11 protein-coding genes are annotated in these 12,719 nt (G+C 62.2%); 10 read left to right on the forward strand and 1 reads right to left on the reverse strand.

Annotated features, from left to right (window positions below; genetic code table 11):
* From PMI16_RS22225 to PMI16_RS22255, 7 genes are all read left to right on the forward strand, one after another.
* The coding region (locus tag PMI16_RS22225; RefSeq protein WP_007883841.1) for an ABC transporter permease at positions 1–837 on the forward strand (837 nt) is incomplete at its 5' end.
* A complete protein-coding gene (locus PMI16_RS22230) occupies positions 834–1,802 on the forward strand; it encodes an ABC transporter permease (protein ID WP_007883843.1) in 969 nt (322 codons plus the stop codon). The genes PMI16_RS22225 and PMI16_RS22230, both read left to right, overlap by 4 nt.
* Positions 1,803–1,824: 22 nt before the next feature.
* A complete protein-coding gene (locus PMI16_RS22235; protein ID WP_007883845.1) occupies positions 1,825–2,886 on the forward strand; it encodes an ADP-ribosylglycohydrolase family protein in 1,062 nt (353 codons plus the stop codon).
* Complete coding sequence (locus PMI16_RS22240; RefSeq protein WP_007883848.1) at positions 2,887–3,873, forward strand: carbohydrate kinase family protein; 987 nt, start codon at positions 2,887–2,889, stop codon at positions 3,871–3,873. It abuts the gene before it with no gap.
* A gap of 13 nt (positions 3,874–3,886) precedes the next feature.
* Complete coding sequence (locus PMI16_RS22245; RefSeq protein ID WP_007883852.1) at positions 3,887–4,801, forward strand: nucleoside hydrolase; 915 nt, start codon at positions 3,887–3,889, stop codon at positions 4,799–4,801.
* Between the two features lie 22 nt (positions 4,802–4,823).
* Complete coding sequence (locus PMI16_RS22250; protein WP_007883854.1) at positions 4,824–6,008, forward strand: esterase-like activity of phytase family protein; 1,185 nt, start codon at positions 4,824–4,826, stop codon at positions 6,006–6,008.
* Positions 6,009–6,311: 303 nt separating this feature from the next.
* Entirely contained in the window at positions 6,312–7,070 is a 759-nt protein-coding gene (locus PMI16_RS22255) for an IclR family transcriptional regulator (protein ID WP_034381889.1), read from the forward strand.
* Between the two features lie 55 nt (positions 7,071–7,125).
* On the opposite strand, the gene PMI16_RS22260 is transcribed toward PMI16_RS22255, so the two are convergent.
* Positions 7,126–8,043, reverse strand: a complete 918-nt coding sequence (locus PMI16_RS22260; protein WP_034381894.1) for a glutaminase — start codon at positions 8,041–8,043, stop codon at positions 7,126–7,128.
* A 456-nt stretch (positions 8,044–8,499) separates the two neighbouring features.
* Here PMI16_RS22260 and PMI16_RS22265 point away from each other — a divergent pair, with 456 nt between their 5' ends.
* The 3 genes from PMI16_RS22265 to PMI16_RS22275 all read left to right on the forward strand — a co-directional run bounded on the left by PMI16_RS22265 (position 8,500) and on the right by PMI16_RS22275 (position 12,703).
* The gene (locus tag PMI16_RS22265; protein WP_007883859.1) at positions 8,500–9,264 is read left to right on the forward strand and encodes an IclR family transcriptional regulator; all 765 of its coding nucleotides are present in this window, start codon (positions 8,500–8,502) and stop codon (positions 9,262–9,264) included.
* An 82-nt stretch (positions 9,265–9,346) separates the two neighbouring features.
* A complete protein-coding gene (locus PMI16_RS22270; protein WP_007883860.1) occupies positions 9,347–10,924 on the forward strand; it encodes an ABC transporter substrate-binding protein in 1,578 nt (525 codons plus the stop codon).
* A 579-nt stretch (positions 10,925–11,503) separates the two neighbouring features.
* A complete protein-coding gene (locus tag PMI16_RS22275; RefSeq protein ID WP_007883861.1) occupies positions 11,504–12,703 on the forward strand; it encodes a porin in 1,200 nt (399 codons plus the stop codon).
* Positions 12,704–12,719: the final 16 nt, after the last annotated feature.

Consider the following 12,719-nt stretch of genomic DNA (forward strand, 5'->3'; position numbering starts at 1 on the left):
TGCCGGCAACTTGATTGGATTGGCGCCGATGGCCAGATGTTCCTGGCGGCGCTGGCGGCCGCGGCGGTCAGCCTGTATGTGCCGGGGCCGGCTGTTGTGGTGCTGCCGCTGGTGTTTGTCGCCGCCTGCGCCACCGGGTTTGCCTGGGGAGCCTTGCCAGGCGTGCTCAAGACACGCTACCAGGCCAACGAAATCGTCACCACGCTGATGCTCAACCTGATTGCGATACAGTTTTATCGGCTGCTGGTGTCAGGCTGCCTGCGCGACCCCGGCGCCGGTTTCCTGGTGACGCCGCTGTTGCCTGATCGGTTGATCTTGCCGTTGTTGCTGGACAAGACCAACGTCACCGTCATGCTGCTGCTGGCGCCACTGGTGGTGGGGCTGGCCTGGCTGCTGCTGATGCGCACCACCTGGGGATACGAGATCCGCCTGGTCGGCCTGGCGCCGGCGTTTGCGCGCCAGGCGGGAGTGCCGGTCGAACGCGCGGTGTGGTTGTCGATGGCGTGCGGCGGTTTCTTTGCGGCGTTTGCCGGGGTGCACATCAGCAATGCCTTGCTCAAGCGCTTGCCGGTCGATCTGACGCCGGGATTGGGTTATGAGGGATTGGTGGTGGCGCTGCTGGCGCGCAACGAACCGCGGGCAATCCCATTTGCCGCCTTCATGTATGCCTACCTGCGCACCGGCGCGCAGGCGATGGAACGCACCACCGACGTCTCGCGTGAAGTGGTGTTGGTGATCCAGGCGCTGATGATCCTGCTGGTGGTGTCGGAGCGCTTGCTGCCGCGTCTAGCCGATGCCTGGCGCAGCCTGGTCCTTCTCCGGCGAGGTTCGCCATGACGCCGGAACTGCTGAGCTGGAGCCTGTTGCTGGCGGGTTTGCTGGCGGCCTTGCTGCGCGCGGCAACGCCGATCCTGCTGGCGGCGCTGGGCGGGTTGGTGTCGGACCTGGCGGGTAGCGTCAACGTGGCGCTGGAGGGACTGATGCTGGTGGCGGCATTTTTTGGCGTGATCGTGTCTGCGCATGCCGGGATGTGGTTTCCGCAACTGGCGCCGGCCTGGTATCCATGGCTCGGTTGCCTGGCCGGCGTGCTGGCGGCGCTGGCGCTGACCGGCGTGCTGGCGGTATGCCATCTGGAGTGGGGCGCGGACCTGATTGTCGCCGGCATTGCCGTCAATATCCTGGCGGCCGGGCTGACGGTGTTCCTGCTGGCGTCGCTGGTGGGCGACAAAGGTTCCACCGCTGCGCTCAACAGCCCGGTGCTGCCGTCGCTGCACTGGCCGGTGACGGCCGACCGGCCCTGGCTCAACGTGCTGCTCAATGGCGCGGACGGCCGCGGCCATCACGTGTTGCTCTATGTCGCGTTGCTGGCGGCGCCGCTGTTGGCGTTGTTCCTGAAGTACACACGTTACGGCACCTGGCTGCGCGCCGTTGGCGAGAACCGCGAAGCTGCATTCAACGCCGGCATTCCGGTCCGGCAGGTGCAGTACGCGGCATTGCTGCTGAGCGGCGTGCTGGCCGGATTGGGCGGGATCTACCTGAGCATGGGCTATCTCAGCCTGTTTCAGGCCGACATGACGGCCGGGCGCGGCTTTCTCGCGCTGGCGGCGATTTTCCTGGGGGCGCGCAGCGTCGCGGGGACGTTTTGCGCCGCCATGCTGTTTGGCGCATCGACGGTGCTGGCGACGCAGTTGGGGGCGCAGCAGATTCCGACGCAACTGGTCTACATGGTGCCGCCGCTGGTGACGCTGTTGGCGCTGGTGGCAGCGGGCGCGCGTCGACGTGCGCACAAGGTACGGTTATAACTTTATTGAACAGGAGATCCGAGTGGTCGAAAACAACATCCGGGACGGCATCCTTGCTTCCTTGTCATTGGCAGGAATGGGAGATGCACTGGGGGCGCAGACGGAACAGTGGAGCATCGAAGAAATCGCCCGCCGGCATGGCGGGCTGGTCAGCGCATTCGGCACGCCGCCGGCCGATACCTTCGCCGGCGCCAACGCCGGCAAGTGCGCCGAGGTCACCGACGACGCCAGCCAGATGTATTACCTGGCGCGCGCGCTGATTGCCGCGCGCGGCAAGCTGAACTACGACAGTTGGGTGGCGTGCCTGTTGGACTGGGCCGAACACAGTCCCAAGGCCGGCTTCATGGGGCCGAGCACGGCCTTGATGGTAAAGGCCCTGCAAGAAGGCAGCGACACCGGCGATGTCGGCATCATCGGCAGTTCGCGCCGCAAGATGACGACCATCGGCATCACCAACGGCGCCGCCATGCGCGTGGCGCCGGCCGGCCTGATCTTCCCCGGCCGGCTGGAGGAGGCTTGCCAGCAGGCGCTGGTGACATGCCTGCCGTCGCATGATACGGATGTGGCGATCTCTGCGGCGTGTTCGGTGGCGGCGGCGACCGCGCAGGCACTGGTGGCAAGGGATTGGCCGGAAGTACTGGCCGCCGCCGTGCGCGGCGGCCAGATCGGCGAACGCCTGGCGCGCGAGCATGCGCGCAGCGTCGCCGGCCCGAATTACCTGGCGCGTCTGGAGATGGCGTTTCGTATCGCCGAGGAGGCGCAGGACGACTACGCCTTCCTGACCCGGATGGAGCGCCTGGTCGGCAACTCGGTGCTGGCCGCTGAATCGGTGCCGGCGGCGCTGGGTGTGGTCATGTACGCCAAGGGCGATCCGCTGCGCACGATTACCCTCAGTTCATCGATCGGCAACGACACCGATTCCATCGCCACCATGGCCGGCGCCATCGTCGGCGCCTGGTGCGGCACGGCGGCCTTGCCGCAGGAAATGTGGCGTGAATTCCGCGCCGCCAACGCTGCCGACTTCGACCTTGAGGCTTTGGCTGATGGCCTGAACGACGTGGCCCTGTGCGGATTGGTCGCCTAGATGGACAACGATAGCGACCATTCCGCGCTGCTGGTGGCGCAATGGCTGGCGCAGACTGCCGGCCGGCGGTTTGATCTGCTGGCGTTCGGTGATCCGGTGCTCGATATCGTGACCGGCATCGACGCCATGCCGACGCCGGGCGGCAAGGTGGTGGGGCGTGCGCTTGGTTGCTGGGGCGGCGGCACTACGGCCAATGCCGCCTGCGCGGCTGCGCGACTGGGCTTGGCCAGCGGCATGTTCGGCCGGGTCGGCGACGATGCGCATGCGGCGCTGCTGCGTGAATCGCTGGCGCTGTTCGGGGTTGACCTGAGCTGCCTGGTATCGGTCGGCGCGACCGCGTCGGCATCGGCGATCACCATGATCATGCCCGACGGCGAGAAGGCGGTCATCTACATGCCGATGCCGGCCGCACCGGCGGCCGGCATTCGCCTCGACGCCGCGCTGTCGGCGGCGCGACTGGCGTATGCGATGCCCTATGACCTCGACGAGCTGGTGCAACTGAGCACCCTGGCGCGCAGCCACGGCGCGCTGGTTGCCATCGATCTGGAGGCCGCGGTGGCGCCGGACTCGCATGCCATGCGTGCGCGTGTCGCGCTGGCCGATATCGTGTTCTTCAACGAAGCCGGATTCACGGCCGGCGTTGGTGCGCCACCGAGCGAGGCCGCCATGCGCAGCGTGCTCGAACTCGGGCCTGCGCTGGTGGTGGTGACCTGCGCCGGCGCCGGCGCCATGGCGCTGGCCTTGGGGCAGGCGGATGTCCAATACGCCAACCAGCCGGCGTTTCCGGCCGAAGTGGTGGATACCACCGGCGCCGGCGATACCTTCAATGCAGCCTTCCTCAGCGCGTTGTTGCGCGGCCTCGACGTGCGCGCCGCGCTGCGCTTCGGCTGCGCCGCCGCCAGTTGCACGGTGGCGGCAATGGGTGCACGCGCAGGACTGCCGACACGCGCGCAAGTGGAGCAGATCATGCAACAAACAACAATCTGAAAGCGAATCCGACATGCGTTCCATCATCATTGACTGCGACCCCGGCATCGACGATGCGCTGGCCTTGCTGCTGGCAGCCGGCAGCGTCGAACTGGCGATCCTGGCGGTGACCACGGTGGCCGGCAACCGGCCGGCGCCGGTGACTGCCGCCAACGCGCGCAAGATCCTCGACCTGGCCGGCAAGTTCGCGGTGCCGGTCTATGCCGGCGCGTCGCGGCCGTTCGGCGGCAGCGACGCGCGCTGCAATCTGGTGCACGGCGAGGATGGCTTGGGCGGCGTGGTGCTGGCGGCCGCAGGTGCGGTGGCGCCAGGCCATGCAGCCCAGAAGCTGGTGCAGCTGCTGCAGGAGCATCCCGCCGATACGCTCGAACTGGTCGCGGTGGGGCCGCTGACCAACCTGGCGCTGGCGGAAATGCTGTCGCCCGGCGTGCTGCGCCGGGCCCGGCGTTTGCTGATCATGGGCGGCGCGGTGCACGTGCCGGGCAATATCACCCCGGCTGCCGAATTCAATTTCTATGCCGATCCGCAGGCTGCACACATCGTGCTGGGCGCGCAGGCCGAGATCGTCCTGTTTCCGCTCGACGTGACCGGCAAGGCGATCATGGATGACGCCTGGATCGGCTCGTTCAGTGCACTTGGTTCCCGCAGCGGCAGGGCGGCCGCGGCAATGCTGGCAGCCTATGCCGCGCAGGATCCGCTGTTGCACGATGCCTGCCCGGTGGCGTACTTGCTGGAGCCGGGCCTGTTCTCCGGTGCGCCCTGCGAGGTGGCGGTGGACTGGCGCAGCGGTCCGACCGAAGGACACGTGCTGGCGTATTTTGAAGAACGGCGCGGCGCGGCGTTTGCGCCAAACACGCTTGTCATCACCGGCGTGCACAATGCCGATCTGCTGGCGCTGGTGCATCGCCGGATTGCCGGTTTGCCGTGATATTGACCAAGGGAGAATGTACATGAAGCATCGTGCCGGGCAGTCCTGGCTGGCGTGCGCTGTCGTTGTGCTGGCATTGGCGTTGTTGGGTTGTACCGCAACGGTCCCGCGCGACGCTGGCCTGGCGCAAGCGCAGGGCGCTGCTGCGCTCCATCGAATCGGCAGCCTGCGCCTCATCGGTGAACAACGCATACCGCTCAACCACCGTTTCATGGACACGGTCGTCGGCGGCTTGTCCGGCATCGACTACGATGCTGCGACCGATACCTGGCTGGCCGAGAGCGACGACCGTTCCGAAGTCAGTCCGGCGCGTTTTTACACCTTGCGCCTGCGCTACGACCTCGACGGTTTCCACGGCGCCGAACTGACCGGCGTGACATTCTTCCGCCAGGCCGACGGCAGTACCTATCCCGATGTCGCCGGGTTTGCCAGGCGCGGCGGCGATGTGCCCGACATTGAAGCCATTCGCGTCGATCCCCGTGACGGCAGCATCTGGTACTCCAGCGAAGGCAACCGCCGCCTGGGACTGGCGCCGTTTGTCCGGCAGGCGCGGCGCGACGGCACGCTGTTGCAGCATTTCGCAGTCGGCAAGATGTTCGCCATCGACCAGCGCGGCGAACGCGGGCCGCGTGACAACCTCTCGTTCGAGGGGCTGAGCTTTTCGCCTGACGGACGTTACCTGTGGCTCGGCATGGAAGCGCCGCTGTATCAGGACGGGCCGGTGACGACGGTGCAGGCCGGCGCCATGTCGCGGATCACCAAATATGAACGCGACGGCACGATGCTGGCGCAGTACGCCTATCGGCTCGACCCGATTCCGGTGGCGCCCGGTGGCCGCTATGCCGATAACGGCCTGTCGGAGATACTGACGGTGGATGATCAGCGTCTGCTGGGCATCGAGCGCGCCGGGGTGCAGGACAAGCAGGGCGTGTTCCATTTTCATATCCGCCTCTACGAAATGGATGTCAGCGACGCCACCGATATCCGCAACGTTGATGCGCTGATCGGCAGCAGCTTCAAACCGGCCGCCAAGCGCTTGTTGCTGAACCTGGACCAGAGCGGGCTGGCGCAGGTCGACAACCTGGAGGGCATTGCCTGGGGGCCGAAGCTGGCCAACGGCCACGATAGCCTAGTGCTGGTCTCCGACAACAATTTCAGCGCCACGCAGGTGACGCAACTGCTGGTGTTCGAAGTCCTGCCGCCCTGAGGGAGAGGGGGCATCGGTCGGTCGCTGCAGCCTGCCGCATCGCCTGTCTTGTTCTTCTCGCTCGCATTTTGCTCCCGGCGGGTGGATGGGGTGCGATTGCCGTTGTCTTTCTTCCTTTTTTCCCAGGAATGGCACAATTCAAGGATGCCGAAAAGACAAGCCTGAGCATGCTGTTTCCCCCTGGAATCCCCTGCCAGACGGCCTTGATTGCGCTATGCGATTGAATTCGAGGTTGTTTCGTTTCATAAAGTGAAATAAAATTTCCCCCAATGAATCCGAACCCCGTTCGACGAAAAGAAGGTTATGACATATACAGTTGATGCCGTATTGAAAGCAATGGAACTCTTGTTCCTGGTGGCAGAGCAAGATGGCAAGGGCGTCACCGAGTTGGCGAAGGGATCGGGCAACACCAAGGCGCGCGCATTCCGCCTCCTGACCACGCTGGAAGAAAGCGGGCTGGTGCGACGCCAGATGCCGATGGCGACCTACAGCCTGGGTTATCGGGCGCTGATCATCGGTGCGGCGGCACAAAACCAACTGAGCCTGCTGCAGGTGGCCAACGAAATCCTGGCGTCGGTGGGCAGCGAGTGCAACGAAAGCGTGCTGGTGCGCATCCGCGACGGCCTGGAAACAATCTGCATCGCCTGGTGGGATGCGCCGCATGCGGTGCGCGTGCACACGCAATTGGGCACCCGCCGGCCGCTCGGCGTCGGTGCGTCCGGCAAACTGCTGCTGGCCTATGCGCCCGAGGACGTACAGGCGCAACTGCTGGCCGGGGATCTCAAGAAATACACGGACAAGACCCTGACCAAGCGCAGCGAAATCAAAAAAGAGCTGAAAAAGATTATCGAAGAGGGCGTCAGCATCTCCGAATCGGAGCGCACCGCCGAGATGGTGGCCATTTCAGCACCGGTGCGCGACGCCAGCGGTGCGGTTGTGGCATCGTTGTCGATGTCGGCACCGGCCAGCCGCACCACGAAGACCAGCATGAAAAAGCATACCGAAGCCATCATTCGCGGCGCCCGGCGTTTCTCTGCCGCCTTGGGTTACGTCGCCGAATAATACGGACAATACGGGTAACAGGATCGGGGCGGCGCAAGGTCGACTCGCCTGCGCTTCACTGGAATACCGAATGCGCGGTCAGCGCGGAGAAGTGTTCCAGCGCGGCGACACCGGCCACCGAATTGCCGTATTCATCCAGTGTCGGCGACCAGACGCAGATCGCCAGCTGCCCCGGAACGATCGCCACAATGCCTCCCCCTACGCCGCTTTTGGCCGGCAATCCCACCTTGAAGGCAAAATCTCCCGCCGCATTGTAGGTCCCGCATGTCAGCAGGATAGCGTTGAGCCGCCTTGTCGCCAGTGGCGTCAGGATGGCTTTGCCGCCGTGCGGCACGACGCCGTGATTGGCGACGAACAGCGCCGCGCGCGCCAGTTCGACGCAACTCATCTCGATCGAACAGTGCTGGAAGTAGGTCTGCAAGACCGCATCGACATCGGTGGCGAGGTTGCCGAAGCTCTTGATGAAATGGGCCATGGCGGCATTGCGATGACCATGGCCGGCTTCCGATTCGGCCACCGCTGAATTGAAGTTGACGTCGCCGGCGCCGCTGATCTCGCGCAGGAAGTCAAGGATGGCCAGCGAGGGGTGAGCATAGTGCGAACACAAGGTATCGGTGACCACCAGGGCGCCGGCGTTGACGAAGGGATTGCGCGGGATGCCGTGGTCGATTTCCAGTTGTACCAGCGAGTTGAATGGCGTGCCCGACGGCTCGCGGCCGACCCGACGCCACAAAGCATCGCCCTCCAGCCGATAGGCCAGGCTCAGGGTGAACAGCTTGGACACGCTCTGGATCGAAAAGCGTGTATCGGCGGCGCCGGCGCTGAAGGTGGTGCCATCGACCAGGCACAGCGCGACGCCGAACTGGCCGGACGCAACCCGGGCGAGCTCGGGAATGTAGTCGGCCACGGCACCCTGATGCGTCAACGGCGTCGCAACATGCAGCATTTCATCAAGCACGCGCTGGTAGTCGATTTCCCTCTTCATGCACTTGTCTGTCAACCGAATCGGCATGGCGGGGGCAATGACTGTCTTTATTGCCGGTGCCGCAGGACCCATTCTTGATTAAAATTGAAACAAAGTATTGTTGTGTGATACATGGTGGATTTGTCTCCGGTTTTTGTCAAGTGCGAAGGACGAATAAGATGCTTGTCGGCGTGGCAATGTTGTCGTCGCCGTTGCTACCTTCCTGTTTCTCCCAAGCCGCGTCAATAGGGCAACAACGACCAATTGGACGCTGGTGTTGATCTATACCGATGGTTTATTAGTCGATACAACGTATTTTTTAATGAAACAATATTGACTTGCCGGTTTGAGCGCATTTATGATGTTGACCAGTGTTACATTGTTTTGTATGGCAAAACAGATGTCGCCTCCAGCGCTGCGATGACGCGAAGCTCCGGAGATGATCAATGACCTTATCGGGTATGGATGGCTGACTACATTATCGATGCTGTCGAAGAAGCAATCGAAGTGCTTTCGTTGATCGCCCGCAACCCAGGTCTGGGAGTGACGGAGCTGTCGGTGCGTTCCGGCAATACCAAGGCGCGCACGTTTCGCATGCTGAGGACACTGGAAAAGAACGGCTTGGTATTCAGGTCGGGGCAGGCGCCGATTTATACATTGGGCCTCAAGGTCTTGTACCTGGGGCTGGCGGCCGAAGGACAGATTGCGCTGGCGCGGGCGGCTCGGTCCTGCATGCGCGAACTGGGCGCCGCGTGCGACGAGACCGTGCAGCTGCGGATCCGCGACGGCACCGAGTCGATTTGCGTGGCCCGTTGGGAAGCGTCGCACAGGTTGCAGATGCTGGCCAAAGGATGGGGCGCGCGCCGGCCGCTGTACGTGGGCGCATCAGGCAAGGTGCTGTTGTCGCATGCGCCGCAGGATATCAAGGATTCGGTATTTTCGATGGAGCGGATCAGTTATACCAAGGCCACGCTGGTGGGGCGCAGCAATCTGAAGCAGGCTATGCACAAGATTGCCCAGGCCGGCTATGGCGTCTCGCATGGCGAACTGGTGGCGGATGCGGTATCGATTGCCGCGCCGATACGCGACGCCAATGCCGAGGTGGTCGCCGCCATTAGCGTGGCAGGGCCGGCGAGCCGTCTTGCCAGGGAGGATATGCAAGGTACCATTGACCTGGTGGTCGGCGCTGCCAGGAAGCTATCGGATATTTTGGGGTACCGGGACGAATAAGGCATGCATGTCGCCATCGACGCATGATGCCTGTCGGGCCGGAGCCGTTTGTATTAATGTCGTATTTCAAGAGGGGGGTTGTATGTGGAATGTGGTGAAAAAAGTGCTGGCGGGCGCACTGGCGGCAAGTTGTCTTGCAACGGTGACTGCCGGTGCTGCCGAGCTCAAAATCGGCTACAAGTCCGAGGTGACCTCGGCGGATCCGCATGTGCTCAACGGCGCCAATCGCAATATCTGGAACCATGTCTATGAATCGCTGGTGGCCAAGGATGCACAGCTGCGGCCGAAGCCGGGCCTGGCGCTGTCGTGGCGGCTGGTCAATCCGACCTTGTGGGAGTTCAAGCTGCGTCCCAACGTCAAGTTCCAGAATGGTGCCGTCATGACCGCCGACGATGTCAAATATGCCATCGATCGCGCCATGCACCAGACCGGGCCGCGTACCTATCGCTCCTACCTGAAGGATGTCGATAGCGTCAGCGTGTCGGGACCGCTGACGATCCAGGTCAAGACCAAGGTCGTGAGCCCGACATTGCCGGAAAACATCGGCCTGGTGGCGATCATTCCGAAATCGCTGGGTGAAAACATCCCGGAAGACAGCTTCGCCACCGGCAAATCGGCCATCGGCACCGGCCCCTACAAATTCGTCAGCTGGGCGCACGGCCAGAAAATCGTGCTCGCCAAGAATCCCGATTACTGGGGCGACAAGGAGCCATGGGACACTGTGACCATCCAGTTCATTCCGCGCGAACCTGCACGTGCAGCGGCGCTGTTGTCCGGTTCGGTCGACATCATCAACGATGTGACCGCCAACATGGAATCGTCCTTCAAGGATTACAAGCTGACCTCGGTGACGTCATACATGCTGAACTACCTGGCATTGGATGAATACCGCGACAACTCGCCGTACATCAAGGGTGTCGATGGCGCGCCGCTGCAAAAAAATCCGTTTAAAAACCTGAAGGTGCGCCAGGCGCTGATGACGGCGATCAATCGCGACGGCATCATCAAGTTCCTGATGAAGGGCGACGCCACCGCCTCGGATCAGTTGGTGCCGAAGGGCTTTTTCGGTCATGATGCCGGCTTCAAGCTGCCGGCCTACGACCTGGCCAAGGCCAAGGCGTTGCTGGCGGAAGGCGGCTATCCGAACGGCTTCCAGCTGACCATGCATTGCACCAACAACCGGTATATCAATGACGCCAAACTGTGCGAGGCAATCGCCCAGGTGTTCAACCAGATCGGCATCAAGACGGACGTGGCGACCATGCCGTTCTCGGTTTACCAGACCCGCGTGTTTGGCGGCGGCGCCAACGGCGAGCCCGAGTTCAGCGCGTTCCTGCTGGGCACCGGCGCGGTGACCGGGGATTCCGGCACGTTGCTGACATCGATCATTCACTCCGGCAACAAGGCTTCCGGTATCGGCGCCAACAACTACGGCCGCTATGCCAACAAGGATGTCGACGCCCTGATTGACAAGGCGGTCTCCACCACCGACGAAAAAGCGCGCGAAGAATTGCAGAAGAAAGCTGCACAGATCGCGCTGCAAGATGGCGCAATCATTCCGCTCCTGCATTTGAACGTTGCCTGGGCCATGAAGAAAGACCTGTCGATCGTGCCGCGTGCGGACGGTTTCACCATGGCGACCGACATCCGCAAGAAGTGACCATTGATTGCCGTACCGATGCCGCCATGCCGCGGCTTCCGGTACGCGTGGCGGAGAGCAACTCTTCGTTGCAATAAGGCGCAAGGACTTGTCCTGCTGCGCCTTTTTTATTTGCCGGCCGGTTCGTTGATTGCCGCCGCTACACTTGCCGACCAGGCTGGTTGGGGCGTGTTCCGGCGCCGATCGGACCGTGCAGAGCACTTGCAATCGAGGCGGGTGTCGGAAAAAAACAAAATATTTAAAATTTTTTTTTGCTCACCAATTTAATGCGCAGTGCAGCGATATGCGTCGGATATGGTGAGATTATTTTTGGCGTCCAATGGAACCCCCTTGTTCTTAGCGGCTTTGCGGGGGTTTTGTGTTTGCGGAATTGCTGATTTTATTTGGTGCTTTGCGCAATAAATTGGTGCTTTCATGTATCGGCAAATAAAACACTGGATTGTTTGTCGAAACCTTGTTGACGATGGTAATTTCGGCAATTAATATTGTATTGACTGTTGATCATTCGTATCATTTGATGAGACGTATGGCATGTCATCAAGTAGCCTTTTCAGAATAAATTTTTACATGGGAGCGAGTATGAAAAAGGGCGTTATGGCGTTTGCGGCATTGTCCGCAATTGCAGGTGGGGCGCAGGCGCAGGACAGCAGCGTGCAGATTTACGGTATCGTCGACGCAGGCTTGATCTACACGAGCAAGGTGGCGACCGGTACTCTCCGCAACACCGGCAGTAAGTTCGCGCTGGACAACGGTTTGTTGCAATCGTCGCGTATCGGCTTTCGCGGCAAGGAAGACCTGGGTGGAGGTCTGTATGCCGAATTCGGCCTGGAGAACGGCTTCTCGGTGGATAACGGCGCGATACTGCAAAGCGGTGCGCTGTTCGGCCGTCGTTCGGTGGTCGGTCTGAGCGGCAACAGTTTCGGTGTATTGCATCTCGGCCGTCGCAAGGACTTTACCGATGAAATCGCGGCGCAATATTCCAGCATCACGCCCTTCAGCGGCCTGATCACTGCGGTCCACGCCAACAACCTGGACCGTATCGGCGGCAACCGCGCCAACAACATGATTTACTACAGCACGCCCACTTTCTCGGGCTTCCGCGCCAACATCAGCTATGGCTTCGGCGAAGCTGCAGGTTCGATAAACACCGGCCAGTCGCTGGGGCTGGGCGCCAACTATGATGTCGGCCCTTTCAGCATCGGTCTCGGCTACTGGCGTTCCAGGCTGGGCACGGCGACGGTTCCGTCGAGCGACCAGGGCGCTACAAGCGGCGCCGGTTGTGCGGTGACGGCAGGCAACGGCGGCGACACTTGCATGAAGATGTGGATCCTGGGTTCGGCCTACAAGCTGGGCAGTGTGACTTTCCGCGGCACCTTCTCCAAGGTTGACCAGCCATTGCTGAAGACATCGTCGGGTACGGCACCGAACTTCAACACCACGTTCACCGCGACCACCGGCACCAGTGCATTTACGGCAGGCGGCGTGAACAACGACCAGGCCAAGATCATCGACGTCGGCGTCGACTTCACCTTGACGCCGCAGATCCTGCTGACCGGCAGCGTACTGCAATCGCGCTACAACTTCGTCGGCGCGTCGCAAAAGGGCAAGCTGACCGAGTTCATCGCCGGCATCCAGTACTTCATGTCCAAGCGCACCACCTTGTACAGCACCATCGGTACGTTGAGCGCTTCGAACATGTACAACCCAGGCATCAGCGGTGCGCCGGGCGCCGACAGCCGCTCTTCCATCGTAGCCGCCGGCATTCGTCACACGTTCTGAGTTTCACCTGTTTCTT

The sequence above is a fragment of the Herbaspirillum sp. CF444 genome, assembly GCF_000282135.1.
In the GTDB taxonomy this organism is placed as follows: Bacteria; Pseudomonadota; Gammaproteobacteria; order Burkholderiales; family Burkholderiaceae_D; genus Herbaspirillum.